This is a genomic window from Clostridium sp. ZS2-4 (assembly GCF_026719745.1).
In the GTDB taxonomy this organism is placed as follows: domain Bacteria; phylum Bacillota; class Clostridia; order Clostridiales; family Clostridiaceae; genus Clostridium_H.
The window spans coordinates 88,788-107,151 of sequence record NZ_JAPPRQ010000011.1; the positions used below are offsets into that span (position 1 = coordinate 88,788).

At 30.6% G+C, this 18,364-nt stretch carries 19 protein-coding genes; all 19 read left to right on the top strand.

Annotation, left to right across the window (positions count from 1 at the left end):
- Positions 1–70 precede the first annotated feature (70 nt).
- The 19 genes from OIO11_RS01570 (at position 71) to hisS (ending at position 18,354) form a co-directional block, all read left to right on the top strand.
- Positions 71–691: a hypothetical protein gene (locus OIO11_RS01570; RefSeq protein ID WP_268069580.1), complete on the top strand. Its 621-nt coding sequence runs from the start codon at positions 71–73 to the stop codon at positions 689–691.
- 292 nt (positions 692–983) lie between these two features.
- Positions 984–1,625, top strand: a complete 642-nt coding sequence (locus OIO11_RS01575; RefSeq protein WP_268069581.1) for a hypothetical protein — start codon at positions 984–986, stop codon at positions 1,623–1,625.
- A gap of 129 nt (positions 1,626–1,754) precedes the next feature.
- Positions 1,755–2,357, top strand: a complete 603-nt coding sequence (ruvA, locus tag OIO11_RS01580; protein ID WP_268069767.1) for a Holliday junction branch migration protein RuvA — start codon at positions 1,755–1,757, stop codon at positions 2,355–2,357.
- Positions 2,358–2,369: 12 nt separating this feature from the next.
- Complete coding sequence (ruvB, locus tag OIO11_RS01585) at positions 2,370–3,368, top strand: Holliday junction branch migration DNA helicase RuvB (RefSeq protein WP_268069582.1); 999 nt, start codon at positions 2,370–2,372, stop codon at positions 3,366–3,368.
- Between the two features lie 29 nt (positions 3,369–3,397).
- Entirely contained in the window at positions 3,398–4,423 is a 1,026-nt protein-coding gene (gene queA / locus OIO11_RS01590; protein WP_268069583.1) for a tRNA preQ1(34) S-adenosylmethionine ribosyltransferase-isomerase QueA, read from the top strand.
- A 19-nt stretch (positions 4,424–4,442) separates the two neighbouring features.
- Positions 4,443–5,573: a tRNA guanosine(34) transglycosylase Tgt gene (gene tgt, locus OIO11_RS01595; RefSeq protein ID WP_268069584.1), complete on the top strand. Its 1,131-nt coding sequence runs from the start codon at positions 4,443–4,445 to the stop codon at positions 5,571–5,573.
- 44 nt (positions 5,574–5,617) lie between these two features.
- A complete protein-coding gene (yajC, locus tag OIO11_RS01600) occupies positions 5,618–5,908 on the top strand; it encodes a preprotein translocase subunit YajC (RefSeq protein WP_268069585.1) in 291 nt (96 codons plus the stop codon).
- 60 nt (positions 5,909–5,968) lie between these two features.
- Entirely contained in the window at positions 5,969–6,337 is a 369-nt protein-coding gene (locus tag OIO11_RS01605) for a TIGR04086 family membrane protein (RefSeq protein WP_268069587.1), read from the top strand.
- Between the two features lie 73 nt (positions 6,338–6,410).
- Positions 6,411–6,548: a six-cysteine ranthipeptide SCIFF gene (gene scfA, locus OIO11_RS01610; protein ID WP_268049200.1), complete on the top strand. Its 138-nt coding sequence runs from the start codon at positions 6,411–6,413 to the stop codon at positions 6,546–6,548.
- A gap of 62 nt (positions 6,549–6,610) precedes the next feature.
- Positions 6,611–7,981: a thioether cross-link-forming SCIFF peptide maturase gene (gene scfB, locus OIO11_RS01615; protein ID WP_268069588.1), complete on the top strand. Its 1,371-nt coding sequence runs from the start codon at positions 6,611–6,613 to the stop codon at positions 7,979–7,981.
- 91 nt (positions 7,982–8,072) lie between these two features.
- On the top strand, positions 8,073–9,338 hold the full coding sequence (secD, locus tag OIO11_RS01620) for a protein translocase subunit SecD (RefSeq protein ID WP_268069589.1): 1,266 nt from the start codon (positions 8,073–8,075) through the stop codon (positions 9,336–9,338).
- Between the two features lie 5 nt (positions 9,339–9,343).
- The gene (gene secF / locus OIO11_RS01625) at positions 9,344–10,216 is read left to right on the top strand and encodes a protein translocase subunit SecF (RefSeq protein WP_268069590.1); all 873 of its coding nucleotides are present in this window, start codon (positions 9,344–9,346) and stop codon (positions 10,214–10,216) included.
- A gap of 347 nt (positions 10,217–10,563) precedes the next feature.
- On the top strand, positions 10,564–11,445 hold the full coding sequence (locus tag OIO11_RS01630; protein WP_268069591.1) for a DHH family phosphoesterase: 882 nt from the start codon (positions 10,564–10,566) through the stop codon (positions 11,443–11,445).
- A 19-nt stretch (positions 11,446–11,464) separates the two neighbouring features.
- Entirely contained in the window at positions 11,465–11,983 is a 519-nt protein-coding gene (locus OIO11_RS01635) for an adenine phosphoribosyltransferase (RefSeq protein WP_268069592.1), read from the top strand.
- Between the two features lie 208 nt (positions 11,984–12,191).
- Positions 12,192–14,378: a RelA/SpoT family protein gene (locus tag OIO11_RS01640; RefSeq protein WP_268069593.1), complete on the top strand. Its 2,187-nt coding sequence runs from the start codon at positions 12,192–12,194 to the stop codon at positions 14,376–14,378.
- Positions 14,379–14,391: 13 nt separating this feature from the next.
- Entirely contained in the window at positions 14,392–14,841 is a 450-nt protein-coding gene (gene dtd, locus OIO11_RS01645; RefSeq protein WP_268069768.1) for a D-aminoacyl-tRNA deacylase, read from the top strand.
- 28 nt (positions 14,842–14,869) lie between these two features.
- The gene (locus tag OIO11_RS01650) at positions 14,870–15,475 is read left to right on the top strand and encodes an MBL fold metallo-hydrolase (RefSeq protein ID WP_268069594.1); all 606 of its coding nucleotides are present in this window, start codon (positions 14,870–14,872) and stop codon (positions 15,473–15,475) included.
- 68 nt (positions 15,476–15,543) lie between these two features.
- On the top strand, positions 15,544–16,968 hold the full coding sequence (locus OIO11_RS01655) for a coproporphyrinogen III oxidase (RefSeq protein ID WP_268069595.1): 1,425 nt from the start codon (positions 15,544–15,546) through the stop codon (positions 16,966–16,968).
- A gap of 132 nt (positions 16,969–17,100) precedes the next feature.
- Entirely contained in the window at positions 17,101–18,354 is a 1,254-nt protein-coding gene (gene hisS / locus OIO11_RS01660; protein ID WP_268069597.1) for a histidine--tRNA ligase, read from the top strand.
- Positions 18,355–18,364: the final 10 nt, after the last annotated feature.

Consider the following 18,364-nt stretch of genomic DNA (forward strand, 5'->3'; position numbering starts at 1 on the left):
AATTTATATAGGTTTTATAACATATTTTTAAAAGGCATTAAATTAAATATTGGTGTTAGGAGGGCTTTAGGTGGATATTGATAAATTAAAACAAAAAGAAGATAAAAAGGAAATAGATAATTTGTTAAGAATGAAGCTCAAAACTATAGCCAAAAGTAGATTTTATAACTTTAATGTTATTTGTAATAAAGTTACAAATAACATTAAAATCAAAATTAAAAATAAAAAACAAGATTTTATAAATCAGTTTATTGAATATTTCCGTAATAAAGGTTTTCAGATGGAAATAGATAACAATATTTATATTGCAAAATATAAAGAATTAAGTATAGTATTGATTAATAAAGAAGACGCTGCATTTTATTTTGAAATTCCAAGTGAAAAAATTTCTTGCAAAATAGAAATTAAAGAACAGAGTGCATTCGGCAATATAATATATGGAAAAGACATATTAAGATATAACTCTGAGAAATTGAATGTTACTAACTATGAAAAAATAATTGATAGTATTGATAAAATAGAAGAGTTACAAGGACTAATTAATAAAATAGAAGAAAATATAAATTATCACCAAAAGATATTGGACTATTTTGGTATCATTAATTATAATTATTCAATTGATAAATTACCAGGTATTAAATGTACTACATTTAAAGAATTATTTGAAATTCATATAAATGAAAATAAATAGAATCATATGATAAACAAGAAAGGAATAAATAAATATATTAATTCCATAATAAATAACAATATGCACATATTAAATGGCAAAAGGATGAGTATATTATGCACAGGGTATTCTATACTATATCAAGAACGATTATGGTGTACATATTAATGTTAATATTAACATTAACTGTGGGGAGAATGGTGATTTCTTAGAGTACATTTTTAATTTCACATTAAAAATAATATAAATTAAGGATTTAAATGAATAAACAAGGAAAAATTTGACCATAATATCAACAAAAGGGAGTGATATTATGGAAAAAAAGAAATTAATTACAGTTTTATTCATCTGTTTGTTATCTTTGGCCTTTATTGTAGGGTATAATATAGGAGTGAGTAAGGAAGCAAAAATGAAAAAAGATACTGAAAATAAAAATCAGCAATTAAGTTTAGATGTAAGTGGAGAAAAAATAAGAGATGCTAAAGTGTTACAAAAGGTAGTTTCTCAAAATGCTGAAATAATTTTTGAAATAGAATGTAGTAATGAAAATAAATATATAATAGAGAGAAGAAAAAGTGCAAAAGAAGAGGGCATAGCTGGGAAAAAAGGTGTAGATATAGAAGAAAAATATAAGACAGAAGGATATTTAGTAAAAGAAATAAATGATAAAAAAGTTGAGATGATTAGAGAACCTTTAAAATATGAACCGAATTTTTATGTGCTAATGGCTGAAAATAATGAAATTATAATCGCACATGCGGATAATGAGGGGAGTGTTTTTGACAATAAAGGCAGCATAATAGATAGACAGGGCACAGGGACTAAATTAGAAAGTTTGAGAAATGAAGACATAGCAAACATTATAAAAGGAGATAAATCTATACAATATAAGACCAATATTGAATTAAATGACAGCATCAAGGACTTTGATATAAAATATGAAATGCCGGAATAAGCATTTCATATTTTTTTTCTCTAAAATTCAATTCGATAGCTTTAAATTCTGGGATTTCTTGAAAATTTAAAATTTAAGTGGTAAAGTATTATATGATTATATAATTATGGAGTTTTGGAGGGTATGGATTTGTACGAATACATCAAAGGGACTTATATTGGCATCAGTAAAGATTATATTATAGTTGAGAGTAATAATATAGGGTATAAAATATATACTGCAGGAAGCACCATGGCAAAAATGCCAAATATAAATGAGAAAGTTAAGATTTTTGTTCAACAATTAGTAAGAGAAGATTTTATTGGTTTATATGGTTTTTTAACAGAAGAGGAGAGAGAAATGTTCAATTTACTTTTAACAATTAATGGGGTTGGAAGTAAGGCTGCACTATCATTACTTTCCATAAGTAGTGTAAATAACTTGAAATTTGCCATTTTATCCAGTGATTATGGAACATTAACAAAAGCACCTGGTATTGGAAAAAAGATTGCTCAAAGAATTATTTTAGAGCTTAAAGATAAGCTGGGAAGCATAATAGAACAGAATGAAAATAATGAAAATGACTTGATTAAGATTTCAGAGTCAGTTGAAAAAAATTATGGTGAAGCACTCCAAGCTCTTGTTTCTTTGGGATTTTCAGAAAAAGAAGCACAAGGTGCGCTAAAGTGTGTTGACATAAATAAAAGCTTGGAAGATATAATTAAAAATAGTTTAAAACATCTTATGAATTGAGGGGTATAGTATATGGAGGATAGACTAGTTTCTGCTTCATATAAAAATGAAGATACTGATATTGAATATTCATTGAGGCCTCAAAGTCTAGATGAATACATAGGGCAGGAAAAGGTAAAAGAAAAACTAAGTATATTCATAAAAGCTGCAAAATTAAGAGGAGAAGCATTAGATCATGTGCTTTTATATGGGCCACCGGGTCTTGGAAAAACTACTTTGGCAAATATAATAGCTAAGGAAATGGGCGGTAATTTAAAAATAACTTCAGGACCAGCCATAGAAAGAGCTGGAGATTTGGCAGCTATAATGACAGGACTTAGTGATTTTGATGTATTGTTTATAGATGAGATTCACAGACTAAACAGGGTAGTGGAAGAAATATTATATCCTGCTATGGAAGATAATGCCTTAGATATAGTTATAGGAAAAGGTGCAGCAGCCAAATCCATAAGATTGGATTTACCCAAGTTTACATTAATAGGTGCAACAACACGAGTAGGACTTCTTACATCACCTCTTCGTGACAGGTTTGGGGTATTGAGCTCTATGGAATTTTATAAAGAAGAAGAACTGAAGGAGATAGTTTCAAGATCTTCACAAATTTTAGGGGTAGAGATAAAACAAAATGCTGCATATGAAATTGCTAAAAGATCAAGAGGTACGCCAAGGATTGCAAATAGGATTTTAAAAAGAGTTAGAGATTATTGTGAAGTAAAAGGTAATGGAATAATTGATCTAGTAACTGCAAAAAACGCTCTAGAGCTTTTAGAAATAGATAATGAAGGGTTCGATAGAATAGATAATAAGATATTAGAAGCCATAATTGACAATTTTAAAGGAGGACCTGTAGGTCTGGAAACTTTATCTTATTTTATTGGAGAAGAATTGGATACTATACAAGATGTATATGAACCTTATCTTCTTCAAAAAGGATTTATAGTAAGAATGCCAAGAGGAAGAAAGGCCACCGAGAAAGCTTATAAGCATTTAAATAGACAAATAATAAAATAATAAAGGTTAACTTAAGAGGAGTGGACGCATTGAAAGTAAGTGAATTTGATTTTTATTTGCCAGAAGAATTGATTGCACAACACCCAAAGGAAAAAAGAGATGAATCAAAACTTATGGTAGTAGATAAAAAAACTGGTGAAATAGAGCATAAGATATTTAAGGATATAATCGAGTATATTAATCAAGGAGATTGCTTGGTATTAAATAATACAAGAGTTTTACCAGCTAGATTAATTGGTGAAAAAGAAAATACTGGTGGGAAAATGGAGTTTTTATTATTAAAAAGATTAGAGGATGATTCATGGGAAACTCTAGTTAAACCAGGAAAAAGAGCTAAAGTTGGATCAAGATTTGTATTTGGTGGAGGAGAGCTTAAGGCAGAAGTTAAAGAGATTGGTGAAGATGGAAGTAGAATTGTTAAGTTTGAATACGAAGGTATCTTTGAAGAGGTTTTGGATAGGCTTGGACAAATGCCTCTCCCTCCATATATAACGGAACAACTGGATGACAGGGAAAGATATCAGACGGTATATTCCAAAGAGGTGGGTTCGGCTGCTGCACCAACTGCTGGACTTCATTTTACAGAAGAACTTATGAATAAATTAAAAGAAAAAGGCGTTAATATCTGTTTTGTTACACTGCATGTAGGACTTGGAACCTTCAGACCTGTAAAGGTTGAAGAGATTGAGGAGCATCATATGCATTCAGAATACTACACAATGCCAAAAGAAACTGCTGACATTATAAATAAGACAAAGGAAAGTGGTGGCAGAATAATTGCTGTAGGTACTACATCTTGCAGGACTTTAGAAACTATTGCAGATAATAGTGGAAAAGTAAGTGAAGAATCAGGTTGGACAGACATATTTATGTATCCAGGATATAAGTTCAAAGTAGTAGATACCATAATTACAAATTTTCACCTTCCACAGTCAACATTATTGATGCTGGTAAGTGCTTTTTCAAGCAAAGATATCATTATGAAGGCTTATGATACTGCTGTAAAGGGAAAGTATAGATTTTTTAGTTTTGGAGATGCAATGATTATAAAATGAGCTGAAAGGAGAAAAAATAGTGTTTAAATTACATAAAAAGAACGGTAATGCAAGACGGGGAGAGTTTGCAACTCCTCATGGAGTCATTCAGACTCCAGTATTTATGAATGTAGGAACTTTAGCAGCAATTAAAGGTGCTGTATCAACAATGGATTTAAAAGAAATAGAATGTCAGGTGGAATTGTCCAATACTTATCATTTGCACTTGAGACCTGGAGATAAGGTTATAAGAAAATTAGGAGGATTACATAAGTTTATGAATTGGGATAGACCAATACTTACTGATTCTGGTGGATTCCAAGTTTTTTCATTGTCAGCAATGAGAAAAATAACAGAAGAAGGAGTATATTTCAATTCTCACATTGATGGAAGAAAAATATTTATGGGTCCAGAAGAGAGTATGCAAATTCAAAGCAATTTAGCATCTACTATAGCTATGGCATTTGATGAATGTATACCTAATCCTTCTCCAAGAGAGTATGTAATAAATTCTGTTGACAGAACTACAAGATGGCTTGAAAGATGTAAAACAGAAATGGATAGATTAAATGCTCTTCCAGATACTATAAATAAAAAACAAATGCTATTTGGAATAAACCAAGGAGGCGTTTACGAAGATATTAGAATACAGCATGCTAAAGAAATTTCAAAAATGGATTTGGATGGATATGCAATAGGTGGTCTTGCAGTAGGAGAAACTCATGAAGAAATGTACAGAATGATTGAGGCAGTAGAACCACATCTTCCAACTGATAAGCCTAGATATTTAATGGGTGTAGGAATTCCAAGCAATATCCTGGAAGCAGTAGACCGAGGAGTGGATTTTTTTGACTGTGTATTACCTGCCAGAAATGGAAGACATGGACACGTATTCACTAAATATGGTAAAATAAACTTGATGAATGCAAAATTTGAATTGGATGATAGACCTATAGACGAAGGGTGTAGTTGCCCAGCTTGTCAACATTATACAAGAGCTTATATCAGACATCTTTTTAAAGCAAAAGAAATGCTTGCTATGAGGCTATGTGTACTGCACAATTTATATTTCTATAATAAAATGATGGAAGATATAAGAAATGCAATAGATGGAGATTATTTTAAAGATTTCAAAGCACAGAAACTTGAAGAATGGGGTGGAAGAGCTTAAATCTTACAACAAAAATATATAGTGAATTGAAAGGAGGTATGGTTATGCAGCAGCAGGGAGGTATTATTGCCATGGTATTGCCATTTGTTTTTGTTATGGCGCTATTTTACCTATTTATTATGGTTCCTGAAAAAAAGAGAAAAAAACAATATAACACTATGATAGAGGGATTAAGAATAAATGATGAAGTTATGACAAGAGGTGGAATAATATGCAAGATTGCTAAAATTAAAGAGGAATTTGTTATAGTTGAGTCTGGTCCCGATAAAGTAAAGTTTAAACTTAGTAAAAATGGAATAGCTTCTGTTACAAGTGTTGTGGAAGAGAAAAAATAATGTTTTAGGTAATAAAAGACCTCCAATCTACATAGGTATTATTAGATAGGAGGTGTTTTTATGGAAAATAATAGTGATTTATTACGAATTGGAGAAGGGGTTATTAGGAGCTTTTTTTTTACTTTAGCCTTATTGCTTATATATGCTGTAATAACATCCTTTATAGATACTAATGCTAAATTTGATTCTATATATAAAGTTGTAATAACTGCACTAGGTGTGATGTACGGAGCCATATATGCAGCTAAAAAAATTAACAGAAGAGGATGGTTAATTGGATTAATTATAGGTATATTATATATGATAGTTATTTATCTAGTGTCTGTACTTAATGGAAGAGGACTAGCATTATCTCATTTTTCAATACTTAGAATAATTTTAGCTCTTGTTGTAGGGACCTTATCTGGAATGCTGGGTATAAATATTTAAAATTACTTTATTTAAAGTTGAAGATATGGTATAATTTATGGGACGATTTTATATTGAAAATGGAGGAATTCAAATGAAACATATTAAAACAATAAACAAACCAAATATAAAAAATAGTTTAAATAAACCAGGATGTAAAGAATGTGCTAACTCTTGTCAATCTGCATGTAAAACATCTTGTACAGTTGCAAACTTAGCTTGTGAAAACTAATATTTAAGTATAAGCAGTAACGTTTTGTTACTGCTTTATGTTTGTATAAGGAGGAAATTAAATTGGCATTAATTCATAAATTTATTCAAGATAATGAATATTTTGTATTAGATGTAAACACGGGATCAATTCATATTATTGATGAGTTGGTGTATGACTTGTTAGATGAAGATAAATTAAAAACACAAGAAGAGCTTCTTGAAAAATATAAGGACAAGTATTCAAAAGAAGAAATTGAAGAAGTGTATAGTGAGATAATAGAGCTTGTAAAAGAAGGATACTTGTATTCAAAAGATTTGTATGAGGACATTGCAGTTAAGAGTCAAGAATCTGCTGATTATATAAAAGCTTTATGTTTAAATATAACGCATGACTGTAACTTAAGATGTAAATATTGCTTTGCTGATGAAGGAAAATACCATGGTGCAAGAAAGGTTATGTCACCAGGAGTTGCTAAAAAAGCAATAGATTATGTTATAGAGCATAGTGGTCCAAGAAAAAATATTGAGGTGGATTTATTTGGTGGAGAACCACTTTTAGCTATGAAAGAAATAAAAGAAATAATAGCTTATGCTAGGGAACAAGAAAAGATACATAATAAAGTTATTAGATTTACTATGACTACCAATGCTACATTATTAACGGATGAAATTATGGAATATATGGATAAAGAAATGGGAAATATAGTATTGAGTATAGATGGAAGAAAAGAAGTAAATGATAATGTAAGGATTAGAGTAGATAATAGTGGAACTTATGATTCAATACTACCTAAAATATACAAAATGGTAGAAAAAAGAGATAAGTCCAAGCTATATTATGTTAGAGGAACTTTTACTAGAGAAAATTTAGATTTTTATAAGGATATTAAGCATCTAGCTGACTTAGGATTTAAGGAAATATCAGTTGAACCTGTGGTTTTACCGGATGATCATTCTCTATCAATAAGAGAAGAAGATTTACAAACTATTAATGAAAATTATGATATGTTATATAAGGAAATGCTTAAGAGATATGAAGAAGGTAATGAGTTTAAATTTTACCACTTTAACATAGATCTTCAAGGAGGACCTTGTGTTTATAAGAGGATATCGGGTTGTGGAGCAGGACATGAGTATATCGCAGTAACACCAGATGGAGACATATACCCTTGTCATCAGTTTGTTGGTAATGAAGACTTTAAACTTGGAACAATATATGATAAGGACGAAAAAATAAACTGGGATATAGCAAAAAAATTCAAATGTGCGCATATATATAACAAACCAATCTGTAAGGAATGCTGGGCAAGATTTTATTGCAGTGGCGGATGTCAAGCCAACAATTACAATTTTAATCAGGATATTCATACTCCATATGAGGTAGGATGTGAAATGCAGAAAAAGAGAATAGAATGTGCTATTGCGTTAAAAGCTAAAAAAATGGAAAAATAATTATATAATTACCTTATATTGACTAGTGGAATTTAAAATACTATAATATAGTATAATTATGCTTATAAATATGTGACAAAGGGGGATAAAAATGAGAAACTCGAAGGTGAATAAATCCACAAAAACCAAAAGTACTGTAATATTTATTGCTGTATTCTTGGTAATAGGAATATTGGCTTATGCTGGTTCTTTCGGATTTAAGAATATTGCAGGATATAGAGTTAAACCTTTTACTGAGGTAATAAACAAAGGGCTTGATTTACAAGGTGGAATCTCTGTCTTAGAGGAAATAAAAGGGAAAAAAATAGATAATACAACTCTAGAAAGAACTATAGAGCTATTATCTATGAGAGTAAATCCAAATGGAGCTAAGGAAATCAGTATTTCTAGAGAAGGAAAAAATAGAATCAGACTTGAAATTCCAGGAGAATTTGATGCTAAGAAGGTTTTGGAAAGTATAGGTAAAACAGGGAGCTTGGAGTTTAAAGGACCTGATGATAAAGTGATTTTAACAGGTAAAGATGTAAAAGAAGCTACTGCATACATGGATCAGTATGGCAAACCTACAATTGGTTTAGAGCTTAATACAGATGGAGCTAAAAAGTTTGCAGAAGCAACAACTAAATTCCTTGGACAACAAATTGGAATTTACATGGATGGTGAAGAACTTACTAAACCACAAGTTAACAATGTAATTTCAGATGGTAAAGCAACTATAACAGGAAGTAAAAGTTTAGAAGAAGCAAAACGCCAAGCTAATATCATAACATCAGGAGCCCTTCCTGTTGTACTTGAAGCTGTTGAGTTTAAAACTGTAGGTGCAACTTTAGGGCAAAATGCTCTTCCACTAAGTATGAAAGCTGGTGCTATAGGAATAGGTCTAGTATTATTATTTATGATTATTTACTATAGAGGACCAGGAATTATGGCAGGTATTGCATTAGTTTTCTATGTTGTAATAGTTTTAGCTACTTTTTCTGCTGCTAATGTAACATTAACACTGTCAGGCATAGCTGGTTTCTTACTGACAGTTGGTATGGCGGTTGATGCTAATGTACTTATCTTTGAAAGAATTAAGGAAGAACTAAAGTTAGGAAAAAGTATAAAATCTGCAACAGAAGCTGGATTTAACAGAGCGCTTTCATCTATACTTGATTCAAACATAACTACTGTTATTGCCGCTATAGTGTTATATTCTTTAGGTTCAGGTACAGTAAAGGGATTTGCGCTTACACTTATGATTGGTATAGTATTAAGTATATTTACAGCCCTTACAGTTACAAAATTGCTACTTAAATTAGGAATTGAAATGGGATTGTTAAACACTTCTTCTCATTTTGGCGTTAAAAGGGGGTAAATATAGTGTTTAAAATTATAGAAAAAACAAAGATATGGTTTGCAATATCCTTAACTATAATTATTATAGGAATGGGAGTTTTAAGTGTTAGAGGCTTGAACTATGGTATAGATTTCAAAGGTGGAACAATAGTTACTATAGAGATGGGAAAGGACTTTAACCAAAATAAGAAAGAAGAAGTTGATAAAATTATTAAAAAGTATGATCCTAATGCTGCAACTAATATTGCAAATCAAACACAGTTGGATATAAAGAGTAATACATTGACAAGTGAAACTATAAGCAAAGTTTTTAATGAAATAAAAGAAAAGTATAAATTAAAGGATAAAGCTTTAATATCTCAAAGTAATGTTGGACCATCTATTGGTAAAGAATTAAAGGATAAAGCTGTTAAAGCCTTTATAATTGCAACTATAGCTATGCTCATATACATAGGTATAAGATTTGAATTCAGATTTGGAATTGCTGCAATTGTAGCTTTGGTACATGATATTTTAATTACATTAAGTGTCTATGCTATTTTCCAAGTCCCTGTAAACTCTCCGTTTATTGCGGCAATACTTACTATTTTAGGATATTCAATAAATGATACAATTGTTATCTTTGACAGAATAAGAGAAAATACTAGAAAAATGCGAGGAAGAAGCATCAGCGAGATTACTAATGCAAGTATAACTCAAACTTTAACAAGATCTATAAATACTGTTGTAACTACTTTATTTACAATTGTGGCAGTTTATGCATTTGTTCCATCTGTTAGAGAATTTACTTTCCCTCTTATAGTTGGTATAGTTTCAGGAGCTTACTCATCAATATTCATAGCAAGTCCTGTTTGGGTTATTCTAAAAAATAAATCTAAGAAAAAAGCTGCGGCATAATAGAATAAAATTGTGAAACAATTTTATTCTATTCACCAGTCGCCAATCACCAATTTCCAGCATAAAGAAAAAAGATAAAAGTAATTAAGAATAATTATATAAAATCAAAATAAAATGGGCTTAAAGATAGATTATATCTATTTTTAAGCCTACTTTACTTTATTTTAATGTTAGTTTTGCATAGCAAAATGTTATTATCTGGGGATTGGGGATTGGGGATTGGCCATTGGGGAATAAAAGAATGTTGTGTCGCAACATTCTTTTATTATTATCAAAAAAGTATTTGTAATAATGCTAAATTTAAATTATAATATTATTTGCTTCCTATAAACTTTGGGGGATTATATATGAAAGAATATTGTTGTTATAATAGTTATGATAATTTAAATTTAATAAAGATGCATGATTCATACCTATTGAAAGGAATACATGATGCCCTGGAAAGAATTATAAGATCAGTTAATCAAAGGGAAAAAATAGTTATTTATGGTTCTTATGATGTGGATGGAATAACTAGTGTTTCACTGCTTATGTTGATTTTAAAATATTTAAATGCGGATATAGAATATTACATACCGGATAGGATTGATGAAGATAATATCTTTAATTGTAATACAATAGAAAATCATATTAAATTATTAGGGGCTGGCCTGATTATTACGGTTGGTTGTGGCATGAATTCTTTTGAAGAGGTAGAACTGTGCAAAAAACTCCAAATTGATGTAATTGTTACGGATTACCGTAAGCCTGAAAATTCAACACCTGATACGATTATTGTTAATCCTAAGCAGAAAGGATGTACATATCCGTTTAAAGAGCTGAATGCAGTTGGTGTTGCGTATAAACTGGCTTGTGCAATTGCTGATCATTACCATGTACAGTGTATAGAAAAATACTTAGATTTAGTAGCCATAGGTATTGTTTCAAGTGATATCCCTTTAATTGGTGAAAATAAACTTATGGTACAGAAGGGGATTCACTATTTAACGTATACTAATAATTATGGTATTAAGGCTATTACTCAGATAAATAATATAAGTGAAATTAATTATTCATCTTTAATGAAGCTGGCAAACATAGTAATGCCTAAAATTAATGCAATAGGCAGAATGGATGATGCCCGAATTGTAGTAGAGTTATTTACTACAACAAATAAAGGAAGAGCTGAGCAGATTGCTAAGTATATAAATAAGACAATACAATATGATGCTGAAAAAATAAATTTATAAATGCATAGGGGGAATACACGTGGATTTAAAACAAAATATTAGAATAATTGAAGGGTTTCCAAATGAAGGTATTAGTTTTAAGGATGTTACAACAATCTTAAAAGACAGCATTGCTTTTAAATATTCAGTTGATAAGGTTGCAGAACACTTAAAGGATAAAAATGTAGATATTGTTGTAGGACCAGAAGCTAGAGGCTTCCTATTTGGTGCTCCAGTAGCATATGCTATAGGGGCTGGATTTGTTCCAGTAAGAAAAAAAGGAAAATTGCCATATGATACAATGGCTGTTGAATATGACTTGGAATATGGCACAGATACTCTTGAAATGCATAAAGATGCTATAAAACCAGGACAAAGAGTGGCAGTAGTAGATGATTTGCTTGCAACTGGTGGTACTATTGAATCAGTTGTTAAACTTATAGAACAATTAGGTGGAGAAGTAGTCAGTGTTGATTTTGTTATTGAGTTAACAAAATTAAATGGAAGAAAAAAGCTAGAAAAGTACGATGTAATGTCATTAGTTCAATATGATATATAATATTGAATAAGGCTCCTTGCTGGAATACAGCAAGGAGTTTTATTCAATATGTTTATATTTCTGTAAAACGTACATAATAACGGTAATAAAGGAATTTATATAAAAAAAGGTTTTTATTGCAAATTTCTACATGGTATTATATAATATTTATAAAAAAAATTACGGCTGGTTAGAAAAACCAGCTTTTGGTTTTAGGAGAGAATTAATTATGCTGGGTGATTTATTAGAAAAAATTGATGAAAATTGTCATAATGTTAACAAAAAAATAATTGAAAAAGCTTACCACTATGCAGAAAGTGCACATAAAGAGCAAAGACGTGTATCTGGTGAACCTTATATAATCCATCCAGTGGAAGTTGCTTGTATTCTAGCAGAAATGGGTTTAGATGAAAATACTATTGCAGCAAGCCTGCTTCATGATGTAATAGAAGATACGGAATATACATTTGGTGATATAGAAACTGAATTTAATGGGGAAGTAGCAGTTTTGGTTGAAGGAGTCACTAAACTTGGTAAAATAAAGTACAAAACTAAAGAGGAACAACAGGCTGAAAACGTAAGAAAGATGTTATTTGCAATGACTAAGGACATAAGAGTGATATTGATAAAACTTGCAGATAGATTGCATAATATGAGAACTTTAAAATATATGTCTGTTGAAAAACAAAAGGAAAAGGCAAAAGAAACTCTTGACATATATGCACCTTTAGCCCATAGACTTGGTATTTCTAAGGTTAAATGGGAGCTGGAGGACTTATCTTTAAGATATTTGCATCCAAATGAATATTATGATTTGGTCAGAAAGGTAGCAGAAAAGAGAAATGAAAGAGAAGAATATATAAGCAACATAATAAATGAACTGCTGCAAAAGCTTGAAAGTACGGGTATAGAGGCTGAAATTGCAGGAAGACCAAAGCATTTTTATAGCATCTATAGAAAAATGGTTATAAAGAATAAAACAATAGACCAAATATATGATTTAACTGCTGTTAGAATTCTTGTAAATGATGTACGAGATTGTTATGCTGCTCTAGGTATTGTTCACACCATGTATAAGCCTATTCCAGGAAGATTTAAAGATTATATAGCAATGCCTAAGCCAAATATGTATCAGTCTTTACATTCAACGGTTATAGGTCCACAGGGGAAACCTTTTGAAATACAAATTAGAACTTATGAAATGCATAATACTTCTGAATATGGAATAGCAGCGCACTGGAAATATAAAGAAGGAGAGAATTCAAAGCAAAAAGATGATTTTGAAACTAAGCTTACTTGGCTTAGAGAAGTTTTAGAATGGCAGAGAGAAACTTCTAATCCAGAAGAATTTATGGAAAATTTTAAAATTGATATGTTTTCGGATGAAGTTTTTGTTTTTACGCCAAAAGGAGCTGTAATAAATCTTCCTTACAATTCAACACCCATAGATTTTGCTTATAGAATTCATACAGATGTAGGACACAGATGTGTAGGAGCAAAAGTTAATGGTAAAATAGTTCCATTAGATTACCATTTAAAAACAGGAGAGATAGTAGAAATATTGACTTCGGCATCTTCAAAAGGACCTGGAATGGATTGGCTGAATATTACAAAAAGTAATCAAGCCAAGAGTAAAATTAAGGCTTGGTTTAAAAAAGAAAAAAGACATGATAATATAGAAAAGGGTAAAGAGTTAATTGATAAAGAATGTAAGCGCCAAGGGGTTAATTTTGGGAAAATTGCAAAGGGTGAAATTCTGGAAACACTATTAAAGAAATATAATCTTAATAATTTGGATGATTTATATGTTGCAGTTACCATAGGAGCTATTACATCTTATTCTGTTATTAATAAACTATTAGGATTTGTTAAGAATCAAGAATCTGAAAAAGAAGAGGTAAATATTGAACAATTAAAACAGCAGCTGCAACATACAGCAAAAGTTAAGAAAAAAAGCAATTCACCTGGAGTTAAAGTTAAAGGTATAGATAATGTACTTGTAAGATTTGCAAAATGCTGCAATCCTGTACCAGGTGACTCTATAATTGGATATATAACCAAAGGAAGAGGAGTTTCTGTACACAGAAAAGATTGTGAAAATGTAAATGCCTTGATTCTTAATGATGGCAGTAGAATCATTGAGGTTAAATGGCAAGGAGAAAACTCAAGAAAATCAGAATATATTACTGAAATTGAGGTTAGAGCAGAGAATAGAAATGGATTATTGGCAGAATTAATGGAAGCGATTATAGATACTAAGATTGCGTTATATGCTGTCAATGCTAAAACAGCTAAATCTAATTTAGCAATTATAACTATCAAGTTAAGAATAGCTGATATAGAAAAGCTAAAAGAAGTAATGAGGAAAATGAGAAAACTAAAAGGAGTAATTGCAGTATACAGAACTAGGAATTGATGAGGTGTTTGATATGAGAGCGGTAGTACAAAGGGTTGTATCCTCTACTGTTACAGTAGATGCTAAGATTATTGGAAAGATAGGAAAAGGATTTAATGTTTTGCTAGGAATTTCTAAGGATGATAATATAGAAGATATTAAGTATTTAAAAGACAAGATAATTAATTTAAGAGTATTTGAAGATGAAAATGGGAAATTAAATAAATCATTAAAAGAAGTAAATGGAGAAATGTTAGTAGTTTCTCAATTTACTTTATACGGAGACTGTAGGAAGGGCAGAAGACCTAATTTTATGCAGGCTTTAGGTGGAGAAGAGGCGGAAAAACTTTATTTAGATTTTGTAGCTGCTTGTAGAGAAGAAATTCAGGTCGTGGAAACAGGGGAATTTGGAGCAGAAATGTTAGTAGATATAAAAAATGATGGACCTGTTACTTTAATTATAGAGAGTAAAAAAACTTTTTAAATTTTTAAATATAAAGGAGAATGTGAGAATGGAAATTAAGAGAATTTCATTAGGAGTATATGCCGCAAATTGTTATATATTGATTGATGAAAATACAAAGGAAGCGGCTGTGATAGATCCGGGTGCAAATGGAGAAGTTTTAGTAAAGGAAATAGATAAATTAGGTGTTAGTATAAAATATATTCTTTTAACTCATGGACACATGGATCATGTTGATGCTGTAGATGCAGTAAAAGAAAAATATGATGTACCTGTATATATTAATTCTATGGATAAAAAAATGATGGGTGCAGGAGAAAATGTTTTTGGTGCTATGTGGAAAGAGGATAATAAAGATAATGTAATTAAAGAGGGTGATATATTAACTCTTGGAAATTTACAAATTAAATGCATAGATACTCCGGGTCATACTCCAGGAGGTATGTGTTTTTTAGTTGAAAATGTAGTTTTCACAGGTGATACTCTATTCCAAGGCTCCATAGGAAGAACTGATTTTGCTGGAGGAGATTTTGATTCATTAATTAAAAACATTAAAGAAAAGCTTATTTATCTTTCAGAAGATACTGTTGTTTTGCCAGGACATGGACCTGAAAGTAGTATAAAATATGAAAAACATAACAATCCATTTTTATAAGAAATTTATTTTATGATTATAAAATTCAATTATTTTAATTTGGAAATATGTAACACGAGGGAAATAAAATGATAAAAATCAAATTGAATGATTTTAGTTATAGATATGATGTATATCATATCTTCAAACTTTTTTACAGCTTTATGGATATTCGGTTTGTAGATGAAGAGTTTGATTTCAGTGTAACTGTTTTAGATGATCAAATAGAGATTTGCAATGAAAAAAATGAGGTCTGTAATTTTAAGTTTACAAAAAAAATGAAAAAAAACAATGAAATTAAAGGAGCAATATTTCAATATCTAAAAAACAGAACAGAGAAAGAACTCCCGTGGGGAGTTTTAATTGGTATTAGACCAACAAAAATTGTTTTAGAAATGATGAACGAAGGAAAGAGTGAAGAGGAGATTATAACAATCTTTAAAGAAAACTTTTTCGTAAGAGAAGATAAAGCAAAGCTTTGTGTGCATATAGCAAAGCTTGAAAAAGAAATGGTAAATAAAGACACCAAGACTGTAAGTATATATATTGGAATGCCTTTCTGTCCAACTAGATGTTTGTACTGTTCTTTTACATCAAATCCAATTGGTAGCTGTAAAAAAATTGTAGACCCTTATTTGGAAACTTTAAGTTATGAAATACAAAGAATAAAAAAGTTTATTGATGAGAAAGATTTGAAAGTTGAATGTGTTTATTTTGGGGGCGGAACGCCTACTTCTGTAAGTGAAGAACAATTTGAAATGATTTTGTCTGATATTTACAAAAATTTTGTAAAGGATAGAGAAGTTCACGAATTCAATGTAGAGTGTGGACGTCCAGATAGTATAAGTGAGTATAAATTAAACAGCATGAAAAAATATGGTGTCAACAGAATCAGTATTAATCCTCAATCGATGAATGATGATACCTTAAAGGCAATTGGAAGAAATCATACTGTACAAGATGTAATTGATAAATTCAACTTAGCTAGAAAGCTGGGTTTTGAAAATATAAATATGGATATAATCATTGGACTTCCTAACGAGGATTTACAACATGTAAAAAATACCTGTTCAGAGTTGCTAAGACTTAAACCGGACAGTATAACAGTACATGGTATGGCTGTAAAAAGAGCTTCTAAATTGCATGAACAAATAGTTACTGGTGAATTTAGTATAAGAGAGCAAAATGAACTAAATGAAATGCATGGTGAAACAGTAAAATTAGCCAAAGAATTAGGAATGGAACCTTACTATATGTACAGGCAAAAAAATATGGTGGGCAATATGGAGAATGTAGGTTATGCAAAGGAATCAAGAGAAGGAATTTATAATGTACAAATAATTGAGGAAAAACAGACTATACTTGCATTGGGAGCTGATGCGGTTACAAAAGTTGTTTTTCCACATAATAACAGACTAGAAAGATTTCCTAACATAAAAGATGTAAGAGAATATATAAAGAGAATTGATGAAAAAATAGAAAAGAAGATAGAACTTTTAGAAAAGCTTTATTAATTTGATTTATGAGACAGTAAATCTTGTCTTAAGGTTTACAGTTTTTAATTTACAGTTTATAATCTATAGTTAGTATTAGTATATAGTGCCAATAGTTTGGCACTATAATCAGTTAAGGGAGAGTGAATTTTTATGGCTATTCAAGCGCCGAAGGGCACAAAAGATTTGTTGCCTGTGGATTCATATAAATGGCAGTATATTGAAGAAAAGTTGAGAAATATAGCTGCAGTTTATGCCTGCAGAGAAATAAGAACTCCTATTTTTGAACATACTGAACTTTTTGAAAGAGGAGTGGGAGAAACAACTGATGTGGTTCAAAAGGAAATGTACACTTTTAAGGATAAAGGAGATAGAAGTGTAACATTAAAAGCAGAGGGAACAGCACCAGCTGCAAGGGCTTTTATAGAAAATAGTTTGTTTAATGAAGTACAGCCAACAAAAATGTTTTATTTCACACCTGTGTTTAGATATGAGAATGTTCAAAAAGGCAGATTAAGACAGCACCACCAGTTTGGGGTAGAAGTTTTCGGTTCAAAAGAAGCTTCATTGGATGCTGAATTGATAAGTCTTGCAATGAGGGCGTTTAGAGAGTTTGGCATACACAATTTAGAGTTAAATATAAATAATATTGGATGTCCGGAATGCAGAGGCAAGTACAATGAGGCATTAAAGGAATATTTCAGATCAAGATATGATGATCTTTGTGAAACTTGTAAAAGTAGATTTGAAAGAAATCCAATGAGAATACTGGATTGTAAAAATAAAGAATGCAAAAAAATAGCAGAGGAAGCACCAATTATTTTAGACTACGTATGTGAAGACTGCAGCGATCACTTTGAAAAGCTAAAGATTTATTTAGAGGCTCTTGGAATTAAGTATAAAGTTGATCCTCACATAGTAAGAGGACTGGATTATTATACAAGAACAGTATTTGAAATAATCAATGATAATATAACTGTGTGTGGTGGAGGAAGATATAACGGTTTAATAGAACAAATTGGAGGTAAAGACACTCCAGCTGTTGGATTTGGTATGGGAATCGAGAGATTGCTTCTTACTATGGAGGAAAATAATATTGAAATACCAAAGCCAAATCATGTAGATTTATTCATAGGATCTATGGGTGAAAAGGGTAAGATTGAAAGTTTTAAGTTTGTTAACGAATTAAGAATAAAAGGTATAAAGGCTGACTGTGATCATATGGATAAGTCCGTAAAAGCTCAAATGAAATATGCAAATAAAATAGAAGCGGCGTATACTGTTATTTTAGGAGAAAATGAGATAGAGGAAGGAAAAGCTAGGCTTAAGAGGATGGAAGACGGTGAGCAGTTTGACATAAACTTGAAGGATTTAGATACAATAGTTAAAATAGTAAAAGGAAACTAAAAGAGGAGGA